The sequence below is a fragment of the Pseudomonas sp. 22072 genome, assembly GCF_052046095.1.
GTDB lineage: Bacteria > Pseudomonadota > Gammaproteobacteria > Pseudomonadales > Pseudomonadaceae > Aquipseudomonas > Aquipseudomonas paracarnis.
Map to the genome: position 1 here is coordinate 91,738 of NZ_JBQEQE010000006.1, position 16,595 is coordinate 108,332.

The 16,595-nt window shown below is 61.2% G+C and carries 9 protein-coding genes and 2 pseudogenes; 7 read left to right on the forward strand and 4 right to left on the reverse strand.

The window, feature by feature from the left end; genetic code table 11:
• The first annotated feature begins 337 nt into the window (after positions 1–337).
• Together putA and ACTJLA_RS08340 are read left to right on the forward strand one after the other, a co-directional pair.
• Entirely contained in the window at positions 338–4,291 is a 3,954-nt protein-coding gene (gene putA, locus ACTJLA_RS08335; RefSeq protein WP_198790492.1) for a trifunctional transcriptional regulator/proline dehydrogenase/L-glutamate gamma-semialdehyde dehydrogenase, read from the forward strand.
• A 241-nt stretch (positions 4,292–4,532) separates the two neighbouring features.
• Positions 4,533–6,335, forward strand: a complete 1,803-nt coding sequence (locus tag ACTJLA_RS08340; protein ID WP_198790491.1) for an acyl-CoA dehydrogenase — start codon at positions 4,533–4,535, stop codon at positions 6,333–6,335.
• Here ACTJLA_RS08340 and ACTJLA_RS08345 read toward each other — a convergent pair.
• Together ACTJLA_RS08345 and ACTJLA_RS08350 are read right to left on the reverse strand one after the other, a co-directional pair.
• Complete coding sequence (locus ACTJLA_RS08345; protein ID WP_003187971.1) at positions 6,332–6,625, reverse strand: cell division protein ZapA; 294 nt, start codon at positions 6,623–6,625, stop codon at positions 6,332–6,334. The two genes, ACTJLA_RS08340 and ACTJLA_RS08345, sit on opposite strands and share 4 nt — an antisense overlap.
• On the reverse strand, positions 6,622–6,852 hold the full coding sequence (locus ACTJLA_RS08350) for a hypothetical protein (RefSeq protein WP_003187970.1): 231 nt from the start codon (positions 6,850–6,852) through the stop codon (positions 6,622–6,624). The genes ACTJLA_RS08345 and ACTJLA_RS08350 overlap by 4 nt, the downstream gene beginning before the upstream one ends.
• Positions 6,853–7,195: 343 nt before the next feature.
• Here ACTJLA_RS08350 and ACTJLA_RS08355 point away from each other — a divergent pair.
• The 5 genes and pseudogenes from ACTJLA_RS08355 to selO all read left to right on the forward strand — a co-directional run.
• Positions 7,196–7,852, forward strand: a pseudogene (locus ACTJLA_RS08355) (MCP four helix bundle domain-containing protein); the annotation flags it as partial.
• Between the two features lie 303 nt (positions 7,853–8,155).
• Positions 8,156–8,755 (forward strand): annotated as a pseudogene (locus ACTJLA_RS08360) (methyl-accepting chemotaxis protein); the annotation flags it as partial.
• A 242-nt stretch (positions 8,756–8,997) separates the two neighbouring features.
• Complete coding sequence (locus tag ACTJLA_RS08365; RefSeq protein WP_014716612.1) at positions 8,998–10,740, forward strand: potassium/proton antiporter; 1,743 nt, start codon at positions 8,998–9,000, stop codon at positions 10,738–10,740.
• Positions 10,741–10,789: 49 nt separating this feature from the next.
• Entirely contained in the window at positions 10,790–14,173 is a 3,384-nt protein-coding gene (mscK, locus tag ACTJLA_RS08370; protein ID WP_314545860.1) for a mechanosensitive channel MscK, read from the forward strand.
• Positions 14,174–14,221: 48 nt separating this feature from the next.
• The gene (selO, locus tag ACTJLA_RS08375; RefSeq protein WP_054918905.1) at positions 14,222–15,685 is read left to right on the forward strand and encodes a protein adenylyltransferase SelO; all 1,464 of its coding nucleotides are present in this window, start codon (positions 14,222–14,224) and stop codon (positions 15,683–15,685) included.
• Positions 15,686–15,689: 4 nt separating this feature from the next.
• On the opposite strand, the gene ACTJLA_RS08380 is transcribed toward selO, so the two are convergent.
• Positions 15,690–16,091: a helix-turn-helix domain-containing protein gene (locus ACTJLA_RS08380; RefSeq protein WP_034125602.1), complete on the reverse strand. Its 402-nt coding sequence runs from the start codon at positions 16,089–16,091 to the stop codon at positions 15,690–15,692.
• Positions 16,088–16,384, reverse strand: coding sequence for a type II toxin-antitoxin system HigB family toxin (locus tag ACTJLA_RS08385; protein ID WP_003187960.1), 297 nt, complete (start codon positions 16,382–16,384; stop codon positions 16,088–16,090). The genes ACTJLA_RS08380 and ACTJLA_RS08385 overlap by 4 nt, the downstream gene beginning before the upstream one ends.
• Positions 16,385–16,595: the final 211 nt, after the last annotated feature.

The following is a 16,595-nucleotide window of genomic DNA, read 5'->3' on the forward strand; positions in this document are numbered from 1 at the left end:
AGCCGATGAACCCACCCAGAGGGTTGGTTGCACCTTGGTGCGCGAATGCTATTCAACAAAGCAAATAAGGTGCAACCAGTTTCTGCCGATTAAGTTGCACCCAAGTGTGTTTTAGGACAAACGCGCTTTTTTTGCTCCTTTTCGGAGCAAGAACAGCCGATCTCAGAAGCAAATGCACCAGCGCGAAGCGGATTCGGTCGTGTGTTTATTTTTTTCCGATCAAGCGTCGAATATTTAACCAACAAAAGGGTTGCACCCGGTTGCACCTCAGGATGGGCAAAGCTAATCTTGCCGCCAGCAGATGCCACTCGGTAGTGGCACCCATGAGGATAAAAAAATGGCAACGACCACCCTTGGGGTCAAACTCGACGACCCGACCCGCGAACGCCTGAAGGCCGCCGCGACCTCCATTGATCGCACGCCGCACTGGCTGATCAAGCAGGCGATTTTCAATTACCTGGAGAAACTCGAGGGTGGTGCAACCCTGTCCGAGCTCAATGGCTTGAGCACCAAGGAGGCCGATGATGCCGGCGAGGTCCAGGCCGACCACGCCCACCAGTGCTTCCTTGAGTTCGCCGAGAGCATCCTGCCGCAATCGGTATTGCGTGCCGCAATCACCGCCGCTTACCGCCGCCCCGAGCCGGAAGTGGTACCGATGCTGATCGAACAGGCGCGCCTGCCGGCACCGATGGCCGAAGCCACCAACAAGCTGGCCGCGAGCATTGCCGAAAAACTGCGCAATCAGAAGAGTGCCGGCGGCCGTGCCGGTATTGTTCAGGGCCTGCTGCAAGAATTCTCCCTGTCGTCCCAGGAAGGCGTGGCGCTGATGTGCCTGGCCGAAGCGCTGCTGCGCATCCCGGACAAAGGCACCCGCGATGCACTGATCCGCGACAAGATCAGCACCGGCAACTGGCAGCCGCATTTGGGCAACAGCCCATCGCTGTTCGTCAACGCCGCTACCTGGGGCCTGCTGCTGACTGGCAAGCTGGTGTCCACCCACAACGAAGCAGGGCTGACCTCGTCCCTGAGCCGCATCATCGGCAAGAGCGGCGAGCCGATGATCCGCAAGGGCGTCGACATGGCCATGCGCCTGATGGGCGAGCAGTTCGTCACCGGCGAAACCATCGCCGAAGCCTTGGCCAATGCGAGCAAATTCGAAGCCAAGGGCTTCCGCTATTCCTACGACATGCTCGGTGAAGCCGCACTCACCGAACACGACGCCCAGAAGTACCTGGCCTCGTACGAACAAGCCATTCATTCCATCGGCAAAGCCTCCCATGGCCGTGGGATCTATGAAGGCCCGGGCATCTCCATCAAACTCTCCGCCCTGCACCCGCGCTACAGCCGTGCGCAGTACGAGCGTGTGATGGATGAGCTGTACCCGCGCCTGCTGTCGCTGACTTTGCTGGCCAAGCAGTACGACATCGGCCTGAACATCGACGCCGAAGAAGCCGACCGCCTGGAGCTGTCCCTGGACCTGCTCGAGCGCCTGTGCTTCGAGCCGCAATTGACTGGCTGGAACGGCATCGGCTTTGTGATCCAGGCGTACCAGAAGCGTTGCCCGTATGTGATCGACTACGTCATCGACCTGGCCCGCCGCAGCCGCCATCGCCTGATGATCCGCCTGGTAAAAGGCGCGTACTGGGACAGCGAAATCAAGCGCGCCCAGGGCGAAGGCCTGGAAGGCTACCCGGTCTACACCCGCAAGGTGTACACCGACGTTTCCTACATTGCCTGCGCACGAAAACTGCTGTCGGTGCCGGAAGTCATCTACCCGCAGTTCGCCACGCACAACGCCCACACCCTGTCGGCTATCTACCACATCGCCGGTCAGAACTATTACCCCGGCCAGTACGAGTTCCAGTGTTTGCACGGCATGGGTGAACCGCTGTACGAACAGGTTGTAGGCAAGGTTTCCGAAGGCAAGCTGAACCGTCCGTGCCGTGTATACGCGCCGGTTGGTACCCACGAAACACTGCTGGCCTATCTGGTACGCCGCCTACTGGAAAACGGCGCCAACACCTCGTTCGTCAACCGTATCGCTGACCAGTCCATCTCGATCCAGGAACTGGTAGCCGACCCGGTGGCCAGCATCGAGCAAATGGCAACCCAGGAAGGCGGTTTCGGCCTGCCACACCCGCGCATCCCTTTGCCGCGTGACCTGTACGGCAGCGACCGCGCCAACTCGGCCGGTATCGACCTGGCCAACGAACATCGTCTGGCCTCGCTGTCCTGCGCCCTGCTCGCCACTGCTCACAACAACTGGAAAGCCGCACCGATGCTCGGTTGCGCCGCCAGCAATGAAACGGCTCAACCGGTGCTGAACCCGTCCGACCTGCGTGATGTGGTCGGCCAGGTACAGGAAGCCACCGTCGAAGACGTCGACAACGCCATCCAGTGCGCCATCAGCGCCGCACCGATCTGGCAGGCCACCCCGCCCGCCGAACGCGCTGCCATCCTGGAACGCGCCGCCGACCTGATGGAAGGCGAGATCCAGCCGCTGATGGGCCTGCTGGCCCGTGAAGCCGGCAAGACCTTCGCCAACGCCATCGCGGAAGTGCGTGAAGCCGTGGACTTCCTGCGCTACTACGCAGTGCAGGCGCGCAACGACTTCACCAATGACGCCCACCGCCCATTGGGCCCAGTGGTGTGCATCAGCCCGTGGAACTTCCCGCTCGCCATCTTCAGCGGCCAGGTAGCTGCAGCGCTGGCTGCCGGTAACCCGGTGCTGGCCAAGCCTGCCGAGCAGACGCCGCTGGTGGCTGCCCAGGCCGTACGCATCCTGCTTGAAGCCGGCATTCCGGAAGGTGTGCTGCAATTGCTGCCAGGCCAGGGCGAAAGCGTCGGTGCCCGTCTGGTGGGTGATGATCGCGTCAAAGGCGTGATGTTCACCGGTTCCACCGAAGTGGCGCGCCTGCTGCAACGCAATGTCGCCGGTCGCCTGGATGCCCAGGGTCGCCCGATTCCGCTGATCGCCGAAACCGGTGGCCAGAACGCGATGATCGTCGATTCCTCGGCGCTGACCGAACAAGTGGTGATCGACGTCGTATCGTCGGCCTTCGACAGCGCCGGTCAACGTTGCTCGGCCCTGCGCGTACTGTGCCTGCAGGAAGATTCGGCAGACCGTGTGGTCGAAATGCTCAAGGGTGCCATGGCTGAATGCCGCCTGGGTAACCCGGAACGCCTGTCGGTCGACATTGGCCCGGTGATCGACGCCGAAGCCAAGGCCGGTATCGAGAAACACATCCAGGCCATGCGTGACAAAGGCCGCAACGTTTACCAGGTGGCGATTGCCGACGGTGAAGAGATCAAGCGCGGCACCTTCGTGATGCCGACCCTGATCGAGCTGGAAAGCTTCGACGAACTGCAACGCGAGATCTTCGGCCCGGTATTGCACGTAGTGCGCTACAAGCGCAAAGAGATCGACCAGCTCATCGGCCAGATCAACGCTTCCGGCTACGGCCTGACCCTGGGCGTGCACACCCGCATCGACGAGACCATCGCCAAGGTGATCGACAACGTCAATGCCGGTAACGTCTACGTCAACCGCAACATTGTTGGCGCCGTGGTCGGCGTGCAGCCGTTCGGCGGTGAAGGCCTGTCCGGCACTGGCCCCAAAGCCGGTGGCCCGCTGTACCTGTACCGCTTGCTGTCGACTCGTCCTACCGATGCGATCGAGCAATCCTTCGTACGGGGCGACAAGCTGGCCGCGCCGGACGTGCGCCTGCGTGATGCCATGAGCCAATCGCTGACCGCCCTGAAAACCTGGGCCGACGGCAATAAGTTCAGCGAACTGAGCGCGTTGTGCGCGCAGTTCGCCGCCCAATCGCAGAGCGGTATCACCCGCCAACTGGCCGGCCCGACCGGCGAGCGCAACAGCTACGCCATCCTGCCGCGCGAGCACGTGCTGTGCCTGGCCGAAGTGGAAGGCGACCTGCTGACCCAACTGGCGGCGGTATTGGCCGTCGGTGGTTCGGCGGTATGGCCGGAAACCGAGCTGACCAAGGCCTTGTTCCCACGCCTGCCTAAAGAGATTCAGGCGAAGATCAAGCGCGTGGCCGACTGGTCCAAGGACGACGTGGTGTTTGACGCTGTGCTGCATCACGGTGATTCCGACCAACTGCGTGCGGTGTGCCAGCAAGTGGCGCAGCGCGGTGGGGCGATTGTTGGGGTGCATGGCATGTCGCAAGGCGAAACGGCGATTGCGCTGGAGCGTCTGGTGATCGAGCGCGCGTTGAGCGTTAACACTGCTGCAGCGGGTGGTAACGCCAGCCTGATGACCATCGGCTAACTGACACAACGCGGCTGATCGCGGCTGATCGTTCCCACGCTCCGCGTGGGAATGCAGCTCAAGGACGCTCTGCGTCCAGAAGCGTGACGCGGAGCGTCAAAAGAGGCGTTCCCACGCAGAGCGTGGGAACGATCTCGATGCCTCGCCAGCGTTCTGCCCTTCTATCACTTAAATCAATCTTGCTATCCACCCTCCATTCGCGGACTTAGACTCAGGCCAATTCCTTCAAAGGTACGCCGCCATGTCCGAGACGCTGCTCAGTTCCCGCAATCTGGCTTTCGAGCTGTACGAAGTCCTCGATGCCGAGGGCCTGACCCAGCGCGAGCGGTTTGCCGAACACAACCGCGAAACCTTCGATGCCGCGATCAGCACGGCGCGCAACATCGCAGAAAAGTACTTCGCCCCTCACAACCGCAAGAACGACGAAAACGAACCGCGCTATGAAAACGGCCAGGCGATCCTGATCCCGGAGGTCAAACCCGCCGTGGACGCCTTCCTTGAAGCCGGCTTCCTCAACGCAGCACGTAGCTTTGAAGCAGGCGGCATGCAACTGCCGACCCTGTTGTCCCAGGCTTGTTTCGCGCACTTCCAATCGGCCAACGCCGCCTCGACGTCCTACCCGTTCCTGACCATGGGCGCCGCCAACCTCATTGAGAGCTTCGGCACCGAGGAGCAGAAACAACGCTTCCTGCAGCCAATGATCGACGGGCGCTTCTTCGGCACCATGGCCCTGACCGAGCCCCATGCCGGTTCCTCCCTGTCGGACATTCGGACCCGTGCAGAACCCGCGGCTGACGGCAGTTATCGGCTCAAGGGCAACAAGATCTTTATCTCCGGTGGCGACCATTCGCTGTCGGAAAACATCGTGCACATGGTGCTGGCCAAATTGCCGGACGCTCCCGCAGGCGTGAAGGGCATTTCGCTGTTTATCGTGCCCAAGTTCCTGGTCAACGATGACGGCAGCCTGGGCGCTCGCAACGATGTGCTGCTGGCGGGGCTGTTCCACAAGATGGGCTGGCGCGGCACCACGTCCACGGCGCTTAACTTTGGCGATAACGGCAACTGTGTCGGCTACCTGGTGGGCAAGCCGCACCAGGGGCTGAGCTGCATGTTCCAGATGATGAACGAGGCACGCATCGGCGTAGGCATGGGCGCGGTAATGCTCGGTTACGCCGGCTACCTTTACTCGCTGGACTACGCCCGCGAACGGCCCCAGGGGCGCCTGCCTGATAGCAAAGATCCGAGCACCGCACCGGTGGCGATCATCCAGCATGCCGACATCAAGCGCATGCTGCTGACCCAGAAAGCCTATGTGGAAGGCGCCTTTGACCTCGGCCTCTACGCGGCGCGGCTATTCGACGACACCACCACCCTGCAAACCGACACCGAACGCAAGCAAGCCCACGAATTGCTCGACCTGCTCACGCCCATCGTCAAATCCTGGCCGTCGGAGTTCTGCCTCAAGGCCAACGAGCTGGCGATCCAGATTCTCGGCGGCCACGGCTACACCCGCGAATACCCGGTGGAGCAGTACTACCGCGACAACCGCCTGAACCCCATCCATGAAGGCACCCACGGCATCCAGTCCCTGGACCTGCTCGGGCGCAAATTGGCGCAGAATGGTGGTGCCGGCTTGAAGCAATTGATTCGCCTGATCGCTGAAACCGGAGCCCGGGCGCAAAAGCACCCTTCACTCACGGCACTGCGAGAGCCTCTGGAGCAACTGGTAAACCGGCTGCAAAGCGTCACGATTGGCCTGCTGACCGATCTCGCCCAAGGCAAGGTCAACAGCAGCCTGGCGAACTCGGCGCTGTACTTGAAAGTGTTCGGGCACACGGTGATTGGCTGGCGCTGGCTGGAACAGGCGATCCGCGCCGAAGAAGGGCTGGCCAAGGGTGACGCGGCTGACGCGGCCTTTTATAAGGGCAAGCTCCAGGCCGCCCGGTACTTCCTGACCTGGGAAATACCGAGCTGCCATCATGAACTGGCGATTCTTGAGGCACGCGACGATACGTGCCTGGGCATGCAAGACGAGTGGTTCTAAGGCTGACCGATCACCTTGGAGATCACATCGACCGTGGCGCTGACTTGCTCTTGGTAACGGTCGAGTTCCTGCTGGTGAGCCTGTTGCATTTCAATCTGCTCGGCGCACAGGTTCAGCGCGGCCAGTACCAATAGCTTGTCACCGATCAGGGTCGGGTACTTTTTCTTGGTAACCGCCAGGGAGGCCTTGAGCATGGTCACGGCATGCATCAGGGTCTGATCTTCGCCGGCCGGTGCCTTGATCGAGTAATCCTCTCCGAGAATCGAAACGACCTTTATGCCCTCACTCATGCGCTGACAGGCCCTGCACTTACACGCTCAACCAGCGCCTGAATGCGGGCGGCGGTGGCGCCGTGCTTTTCTTCCTGTTCCATCAGGTTCAGTTGCAGGCTGTCGTTTTCGTCCTTGGCGCGGGCCAGCTCGGCCTTGAGGGATTCGTTGCTGCCCAGCAATTCTTGATTCTGCTGTACGAGGTCGCTGACCAGTTGTTCCAATTGGCTGAGGGATGCTTCTAACATTTTGATTTCTCGGGCTTTTAAAAAGGGCGGTGACGATAAAGAAAATTCACCTCGGATGCCAGGGTTATCCCTGGCCGCGCAGCCCGATGATGCAAGGCCGGGCCGCACTTTCGAGCCTTAGTGACTGCATTTACCCGATCTGGTTCCTGAACTCACCCAACCCCTGGTCCGATGCGACAAAAGCGCGCGCCCCCTTAAGACTTTAGTCGCATGGCCGATAAGGCGGGCACACCTCGTCTCATGGCCGCATGGATAGCGCCTCCCCCAGGACTCCAGCATGTCTCTTCGTAATATGAATATCGCCCCGAGGGCCTTCCTCGGCTTCGCGTTTATTGGCGCCTTGATGTTGTTGCTCGGTGTGTTCGCCCTGAACCAGATGAGCAAAATTCGTGCAGCCACCGAAGACATCACCTCGGCCAGCGTGCCCAGCATTCGCGCCCTGGATGAATTCACCCAACTGACCCTGCGCCTGCGCGTGCTGTCGTACCGCTTGCTGACCAACCGCGAGCCGGATGTACAGCAAAAGACCCTGGAAGCCTTTGAACTGCGCAATCAGCAGATTCGCACAGCCCAGGACATCTACGAAAAACTGATCACCAGCACCGAAGAGCGCAACGCTTACAACGAGTACGTGCGCTTGCTGGGTCAGTACCGTCAGATTGAAGAGCGCATGAAGAGCCTGTCTCGGGCCAATCAGGTCAACGAGCTGCGCAGCCTGCTCAACACCGAGTTGCTGGACAACTCCGAGCAGGTCAATGCGGTCTTGACCCGCTTGCTGGATATCAATAACGACGACGCCAACGCCACCAACCAGCGCGCCAAAGACCAATACGACATGGCCTTTGACCTGGTGGTAGGCCTGCTGGTGATTGCCACGGCGCTGACCTTGCTGTTCGCCTGGTTGCTGACCCGCAGCATCACCCTGCCCATCGCCCAGGCGCTAGAAGCCGCCGAAGAAGTGGCCGAAGGCAACCTGACGCGCCCGATCACCGTGGACGGCAACGACGAAGCCGGACGCCTGCTCGCGGCCATGGCCAAGATGCAACACAAACTGCGCGACACCCTGCAACGTATCGCCGGCTCCGCTACCCAGCTAGCGTCTGCCGCTGAAGAGCTGAATGCGGTCACCGACGAAAGCGCCCGTGGCCTGACCCAGCAGAACAACGAAATCGAACAGGCCGCCACTGCCGTCAACGAGATGACCAGTGCGGTGGAAGAAGTCGCACGCAACGCGGTGAGCACCTCCGAAGCTTCGCGCAACGCCACCACGTCTGCCGGTGACGGCCGCGACCTGGTGCAGGAAACCGTTAGCGCTATCGAACGCATGAGTACCGATGTGCAGGCCACCGCCTCCCTGATTGGCGACCTGGCCAATGAATCGAGGGATATCGGCAAAGTGCTGGACGTGATCCGTGGCCTGGCCGACCAGACCAACCTGCTGGCCCTGAACGCCGCGATCGAAGCAGCGCGAGCCGGGGAAGCCGGGCGTGGTTTCGCCGTGGTGGCCGATGAAGTGCGGGCGCTGGCCCATCGCACCCAGCAGTCCACCAGCGAAATCGAGCGCATGATCGGCAGCATCCAGACAGGCACTGAACACGCGGTGGATTCGATGCGCAACAGCACCGAGCGCGCCGAATCGACACTCAACATCGCCCGAGGCGCGGGCCTGTCGCTGGACACTATCAACACGGCGATTGTGGAGATCAACGAGCGCAACCTGGTGATCGCCAGTGCGGCGGAAGAACAGGCCCAGGTGGCGCGGGAAGTGGACCGCAACCTGGTGAATATCCGTGACCTGTCGGTGCAATCGGCCACGGGCGCCAGCCAGACCAGTGCGGCGAGCGGCGAGTTGTCGCGCTTGGCGGTGGATCTGAATGGGATGGTCGGAAGGTTCCGCCTCTGAAATAAGCCTTTGCTCACACCCCATACCTTGTGGGAGCTGGCTTGCCTGCGATAGCAATCTGTCAGCTGACGCCCATGGCGCCTGGCACACCGCAATCGCAGGCAAGCCAGCTCCCACATTTGAGCGATGTGCAGCCACAAAAGCTTTTTGACAGCGCAGCAATTCAACAGGTTAGAATCCCTGGCACGCAGACTGCATGGTCAGTTTGCGCCCTGTCTTCCCCCTGCCCTGGAGTACTGCCTTTGAATGCGACGACCATCAACAGCCTGTTCTTGATCGGCGCGTTGCTGGTGACTGCGAGCATTCTGGTGAGTTCGCTTTCGTCACGCCTGGGTATCCCTATCCTGGTGATTATCCTGGCCGTGGGCATGACCGCCGGGGTCGATGGCGGTGGCATCATTTTCGATAACTACCCGACCGCCTATCTGGTGGGCAACCTCGCCCTCGCCGTGATCCTGCTCGACGGCGGTTTGCGCACCCGGGTGGCGAGTTTCCGCGTGGCGCTGTGGCCGGCCTTGTCCCTGGCCACGGTGGGGGTGTTGATTACCACCGGCCTCACGGGCATGGCGGCGGCCTGGCTGTTCGACCTCAACATCATCCAAGGCTTGCTGATCGGCGCCATCGTCGGCTCCACGGACGCCGCGGCGGTATTCTCGCTACTGGGCGGCAAGGGCCTCAACGAACGGGTCAGCGCCAGCCTGGAGATCGAATCCGGCAGCAACGATCCGATGGCGGTGTTCCTCACCGTCACCCTGATCGACATGCTCGCCAGCGGCCAGACCGGCCTGCACTGGAGCCTGCTCACGCACCTGATCCGCGAATTCGGCATCGGTGGCCTGGTAGGCCTGGGCGGCGGCTGGCTGATGTTGCAGCTGGTCAACCGCATCAACCTGGCCAACGGCCTGTACCCGATCCTGGTGATTGCCGGCGGCCTGTTCGTGTTTGCCCTGACCAACGCCCTGCACGGCAGCGGCTTCCTCGCCGTGTACCTGTGCGGGCTGGTGATCGGCAACCGCCCGGTGCGCAGCCGCCATGGCATTTTGCACATGCTCGACGGCATGGCCTGGCTGGCGCAGATCGGGATGTTCTTGGTGCTGGGCCTGCTGGTCACGCCTCACGATTTGCTGCCCATCGCCCTGCCCGCCCTAGGCCTGGCGCTGTGGATGATCCTGTTTGCCCGGCCGCTGTCGGTGATGGTTGGCCTGCTGCCATTCAAGGCGTTCCACGGGCGCGAAAAGGCCTTTATCGCCTGGGTCGGCCTGCGCGGCGCGGTACCGATCATCCTCGCGGTGTTCCCGCTGATGGCCGGCCTGCCCCATGCGCAGCTGTACTTCAACCTGGCGTTCTTTATCGTGCTGGTCTCGCTGTTGGTGCAGGGCACCAGCCTGCCGTGGGTGGCCAAGTTGCTTAAAGTCACCGTACCGCCAGACCCGGCGCCGATTTCCCGGGCAGCGCTGGAAGTGCACGTCACCAGCGAGTGGGAGCTGTTCGTCTACCGCCTCGGCGCCGAGAAATGGTGCATCGGCGCGGCCCTGCGCGAGCTGAAAATGCCCGAAGGCACGCGCATCGCCGCGCTGTTTCGTGGCCAACAACTGCTCCATCCGTCGGGTAGTACGGTGCTGGAAGTCGACGATCTGCTCTGTGTGATCGGCCACGAACACAACCTGCCGGCTCTGGGCAAACTGTTCAGCCAGGCACCGCAACGGGGCCTCGATTTGCGCTTCTTCGGCGACTTCGTACTGGAAGGCGACGCCCAGCTGGGCGCGGTTTCGGCCTTGTACGGGCTCAAGCTTGAGGGTATCGACCCGGACATGCCGCTGAGCCGTTTCATCACCCAGAAGGTTGGCGGTGCACCGGTAGTCGGCGACCAGGTGGAGTGGAACAACACCATCTGGACCGTCGCGGTCATGGACGGGAACAAGATTGGCAAAGTCGGCGTCAGATTCCCCGAAGGAAGTCGCCCGGGCCCCGGACTCTTCCTCTAAACTGCGGGACAACGACGCCCCGATTCTTCACTTTGCAAGACCGGTCTCTATGCCAACCCTGCGTACTTTTCTCGCCACTGCCCTGCTGGGCCTGACCCTTTGTGTTGGCAGCGTATACGCCGCCGACCCGCCCAGCGCCGAAGCCGTCCAGCAAAGCCTGGATAAACTGCCCGACCGCAAGCTGCCTGACGCCGACATGAAGGCGCTGCAGGCGACCCTGCAACAGACCCTGACCTACCTGGGCAATCAGCAGGACTACGAGCAGCGCCTGGCCGACCTCAAGCGCCAGCTGGAAGAGGCCCCGCGCCAGACCAATGAGAACCAGCGTGAGCTGGCGCGCCTCAAGGCCACCAAAATCATTCCGGTGGCCCAACGCTACGCCAGCCTGCCGGTGCCGCAGCTTGAGCAGTTATTGGTGCAACGCAGCACCCAGCAAGGCGACCTGCAAAAAGAACTGGCCGACGCCAACAGCCTGACCATCGCCGCCCAGACCCGCCCCGAACGCGCCCAGACCGAAATCAGCAGCAGCCAGACGCGCATCCAGCAAATCAACGCGACGCTCAAGCTTGGCAAAGACAATGGCAAACCTCTCAGCGGCGACCAGCGCAACCAGCTCAACGCCGAACTGGCGGCCCTGAATGCCTTGATTCCCCTGCGCCGCCAGGAATTGGCCGGCAACAGCCAGCTGCAAGATTTGGGCAACAGCCAGCATGACCTGATCCAGGAAAAAACCGCACGCCTGGAGCAGGAAATCCAGGACCTGCAAACCCTGATCAACCAGAAACGCCTGGCCCAGTCCCAGCAGACGGTGACCCAACAGTCCATCGAAGCGCAGAAAGCCGGCGGCAGTAGCATCCTGGCCAAGGAAAGCGCAGACAACCTGAAGCTGTCCGACTACCTGCTCAAAAGCACCGACCGCCTCAACGACCTGACCCAGAAAAACCTGCAGACCAAGCAGCAACTGGACACCGTGACCCAAAGCGATTCGGCCCTGGACGAGCAGATCAACGTGCTCAAGGGCAGCCTGCTGCTGTCCAAGATTCTCTATAAACAAAAGCAGGCCCTGCCGCGGCTGACCGTGGACAAAGACCTGGCCGACGACATCGCCAACATTCGCCTGTACCAGTTCGAGGTCAACCAACAGCGAGAGCTGATCACCTCCCCCAGCGCCTATGTGGACAACCTGCTGGCCAACCAGCCGCCAGATGAAGTCACTCCGCAACTGCGCCGCACCCTGCTGGAAGTGGCGATCACCCGCAGCGACCTGCTGGAACGCCTGAGCCGCGAACTGAGCGCACTGCTCAACGAATCCATCACCCTGCAACTGAACCAGAAACAACTGCTCAGCACCGCCAGCACCCTGCGCGCCACGCTCGACGAGCAAATGTTCTGGATCCCCAGCAACAAGCCGCTGGACACTGAATGGCTGGAAACCGTACCGGCGCATCTGAGCAAACAGGTCACCACCCTGCCCTGGGCGTCCAGCGTCAGTGAGCTGTATGACGGCCTGACCCAACGCCCCCTGCTGTTCCTTCCGTTGCTGTTGCTGATCGGCGCGCTGTTGTGGCGACGCAATGCGCTGTATGTGCGCCTGAAAAAGGTTCACCAGGACATCGGCCACTTCAAGCGCGACAGCCAGTGGCATACGCCGCAGGCCATCCTGATCAACATCCTGCTGGCGATGCCCGTGGCCCTGGGCCTGGCGCTGTGCGGCTACGCGTTGCAGATCGACGCCCGCGGGCAAAACGCCAACCTGGGCGCGGCCTTGCTGCAGATCGCCCAAGCCTGGCTGGTGTTCTACACCGCCTACCGCATCCTCGCGCCGGGCGGCGTGGCGGAGCTGCACTTTCGCTGGGAAAGGCCGCAGGTCGAATTCCTGCAAGGCTGGATACGCAAGCTCGGGCTGGTGGTACTGGCGTTGGTGGCCGTGGTCGCGATTGCCGAACATCAACCGGCCGCGCTGGCTGACGACGTGCTGGGTATCGCCGTGGTACTGACCTGCTACGGGCTGATGGCCTGGCTGCTGGGCCGCCTGCTGCTGAACAGCCCGACCCACGAAAAGGCCTCGTTGTTTCGCAAAGCTATCGGGGTGGTGTTCACCGCGCTGCCCATCGCTCTGTTTATTGCCGTGTGCTTTGGCTATTACTACACCGCGCTGAAACTCAGCGACCGGCTGATCAATACCCTGTACCTGCTGATGTTCTGGCTGGTGATCGAAGCCACCTTCGTGCGCGGCCTGGGTGTTGCCGCAAGGCGCCTGGCCTACGCCCGGGCCCTGGCCAAACGCCAGGCAGCCAAGGAGGCCGGTGACGGCGAAGCGGTGATCGAAGAGCCGACCCTGGACATCGAGCAGGTCAACGAACAGTCCATGCGCCTGATCCGCCTGGCCCTGCTCGGCGGCTTTATCGCGGCGCTGTACTGGGTGTGGTCGGACCTGATCTCGGTATTTTCCTACCTGGACAACGTCACCCTGTACGAATACACCAGCGGCACAGGTGCGAATATCAGCATGGTGCCCATCAGCATCGGCGACCTGCTGGGCGCGTCGATTATCATCGGTATCACCTTCGCCCTGGCGCGCAACCTGCCCGGCCTGCTCGAAGTCCTGGTGCTGTCCAAGCTCGACCTGGCCCAAGGCAGCGCCTACGCCACCACCACCTTGCTGTCCTATATCATTGCCGGCGTGGGCTTTGTCACCACCCTTTCCACCCTCGGTGTGAGCTGGGACAAGCTGCAATGGCTGGTGGCCGCGCTGTCGGTGGGCCTGGGTTTCGGCATGCAGGAGATCTTCGCCAACTTCATCTCCGGCATCATGATTTTGTTCGAACGCCCGGTGCGCATCGGCGACACCATTACCATCGGCAACCTGTCGGGTACGGTAAGCAAGATCCGCATTCGCGCCACCACCATCACCGACTTCGACAACAAGGACATCATCGTCCCCAACAAGACCTTCATCACCGGGCAACTGATCAACTGGTCGCTGACCGACACCATCACCCGTGTCACCCTGAAACTGGGCGTGGACTATGGCTCCGACCTGGACCTGGTGAAGGAATTGCTGCTCAAGGCGGCGCGAGAAAACCCACGGGTACTCAAAGAGCCGGAACCCCACGTGTACTTCCTCAACTTCGGCGAAAGCACCCTCGACCACGAGCTGCGCATGCATGTTCGCGACCTGGGCGACCGCAACCCGGTGTTGGACGAGGTCAACCGCTATATCAATCGTGAATTCAAGAAACAGCACATCAACATCTCGTTCCGGCAGATGGAAATCTACCTGAAGAATCTTCACGGCCAGGAATACAAATTGGTGCCGGCCGAAGACGAGCGCAAGACCATCGCCGAGCCCCTCGACAAGCCCGACGCCCCCGAGCCTCCTGCAGGCAAAGTCGTGGATGCGCCGGAGCCGCCACCCAGCAAACTCGACTAAACGCCCTATCCCCAGCAGAATGCTCGGACATTCTGCTGGAGATGGCCGGTGAAAGCCCTCGACGAACTGACCTTCGACAACCGCTTCGCACGCCTGGGCGACGCATTCTCGACCCACGTACTGCCAGAGCCCCTCGATGAGCCGCGCCTGGTCGTCGCGAGCAAGGCCGCCATGGCCCTGCTTGACCTCGACCCGGCCGTGGCCGAAACCCCGGTATTTGCCGAGCTGTTCGGCGGCCACAAGCTGTGGGCCGAGGCAGAACCACGGGCGATGGTGTATTCCGGGCATCAATTCGGCGGCTACACCCCGCAGTTGGGCGATGGCCGCGGGTTATTGCTGGGCGAGGTCTATAACGAGGCCGGCGAGCATTGGGATTTACACCTCAAGGGCGCCGGGATGACGCCTTACTCGCGCATGGGCGACGGGCGTGCCGTGTTGCGCTCTTCGATTCGTGAATTCCTCGCCTCCGAGGCCCTGCATGCGCTAGGCATCCCCACCAGCCGCGCCCTGTGCGTGATCGGTTCCAGCACGCCGGTATGGCGGGAGAAACAGGAACGCGGGGCGATGGTTTTACGCCTGGCCCACAGCCATATTCGCTTCGGACACTTCGAATATTTCTACTACACCAAGAAGCCTGAGCAGCAGGCCGAACTCGCCGAGCACGTGCTGAACCTGCACTACCCCGAATGCCGCGAGCAACCCGAGCCTTACCTGGCGATGTTCCGCGAGATCGTCGAGCGCAACGCCGAAATGATCGCCAAATGGCAGGCTTATGGTTTTTGCCACGGCGTGATGAACACCGACAACATGTCGATCCTGGGCATTACCTTCGACTTCGGGCCCTTCGCGTTTCTCGATGATTTTGACGCGCACTTCATCTGCAATCATTCCGACCATGAAGGGCGCTACTCCTTCAGCAACCAGGTGCCGATCGGGCAGTGGAACCTCAGCGCCTTGGCCCAGGCGCTTACACCGTTCATCAGCGTTGACGCACTGAAAGAAGCCCTCGGCCTGTACCTGCCGCTGTATCAAGCGCACTACCTGGACCTGATGCGCCGCCGGCTGGGGCTGACCACCGCCGAAGAGGACGACCAGACGCTGGTGGAGGGTTTGCTCAAGCTGATGCAGAACAGCGGTGTGGACTACACGCTGTTCTTCCGCCGCCTGGGCGACGAATCGGCGACGTTAGCCGTGGCGCGGTTGCGTGATGACTTTGTCGACATGGCCGGGTTTGATGCCTGGGCCGAGCGGTACAAGGCCCGTGTTGCACGGGATGGGGATTACACCCAGGAACAGCGCCGTGAGCGCATGCACGCGGTCAACCCGCTGTACATCCTGCGCAACTACCTGGCCCAAAACGCCATCACCGCCGCCGAATCAGGCGACTACAGCGAAGTGCGGCGGCTGCATGACGTGCTGACCAGGCCGTTTGAGGAACAAGCTGGCATGGAGCAGTACGCGCAACGGCCGCCGGATTGGGGCAAGCATTTGGAGATTAGTTGTTCGTCGTGACCCCTTAGATAAAGGTCTCCACCGACACCCCGAAACGCTCGGCCAGCCAACGAATCTGGCGCACGTTGAGCTGGCGTTTTCCGCTCAGTATCTCCGAGACAACCGATTGCGCCCCAACGCCAGGAAGGTCACTCTGGGTAAGATTGTGCTCGCGCATCATGTAGCGCAGCACATCGACCCCGCTGGCGACGGGCATTGGGCGATGCTCACGATCATAAGCTTCGATCCAGTCGCTCAGAATGTCGACCAGGCTCATCAGCGGGCTGTCCTCGTCTTCACCCACCAGACTCAATAGCTCATCCAAACCGCATACCAATGCGTCGTAGTCTGCCTCGTTTTCCGGCTTGCGCAGCACAGGCGAAACGAACTGCCAGTGCTCTGCCGCCACTCGCATAAGTGCGCTCATCTGATTTTTTCCTTCCATTTGTTTTTCTCATAATCACGGTGGTCAAGCAGGTGTTTGATGTAAACGCGCTGCATTCGATACTGCACCGACGCAATCAACCTCAGCTTGTTACCGCCAATATCAAATACATGAAATTCACCTACCTTGTCGGTGGCGGGAAACATGGCTTTCATTGCGGCAAAGTCCTTGGGGGCGTTGCGCTTGATCACGCGATACCACTGATCCAGAGCTGTTGCAGAGCGCGGCCATTTTCCTTTTGCTTCCCAGATCCTGCTTTCACTGATGACTCGCATGCAACGTCCTTATCGCATCTTGCTATGAAGGTTAAACCTGAATTCGAACTATCGCAATTTGCTATAGACGCAAACAGACCGGTGGTGCACAACAAAAAGCCTAGCCACACCGTTCACGCTGGCGAGGACGAAAATGTGAGCGAATAAGTATCTATATCCTTGATAAACCTCTGTCTCGACACCAAATACCCAACTGGCCAAACCCCAGGAG

What these genes read in the sequence shown, in the direction of transcription:
- putA (WP_198790492.1), top strand. Translation starts at nt 338, where the DNA reads ATGGCAACGACCACCCTTGGGGTCAAACTCGACGACCCGACCCGCGAA.
- ACTJLA_RS08340 (WP_198790491.1), top strand. Translation starts at nt 4,533, where the DNA reads ATGTCCGAGACGCTGCTCAGTTCCCGCAATCTGGCTTTCGAGCTGTAC.
- ACTJLA_RS08345 (WP_003187971.1), bottom strand. Translation starts at nt 6,625, where the DNA reads ATGAGTGAGGGCATAAAGGTCGTTTCGATTCTCGGAGAGGATTACTCG.
- ACTJLA_RS08350 (WP_003187970.1), bottom strand. Translation starts at nt 6,852, where the DNA reads ATGTTAGAAGCATCCCTCAGCCAATTGGAACAACTGGTCAGCGACCTC.
- mscK (WP_314545860.1), top strand. Translation starts at nt 10,790, where the DNA reads ATGCCAACCCTGCGTACTTTTCTCGCCACTGCCCTGCTGGGCCTGACC.
- ACTJLA_RS08380 (WP_034125602.1), bottom strand. Translation starts at nt 16,091, where the DNA reads ATGAGCGCACTTATGCGAGTGGCGGCAGAGCACTGGCAGTTCGTTTCG.
- ACTJLA_RS08385 (WP_003187960.1), bottom strand. Translation starts at nt 16,384, where the DNA reads ATGCGAGTCATCAGTGAAAGCAGGATCTGGGAAGCAAAAGGAAAATGG.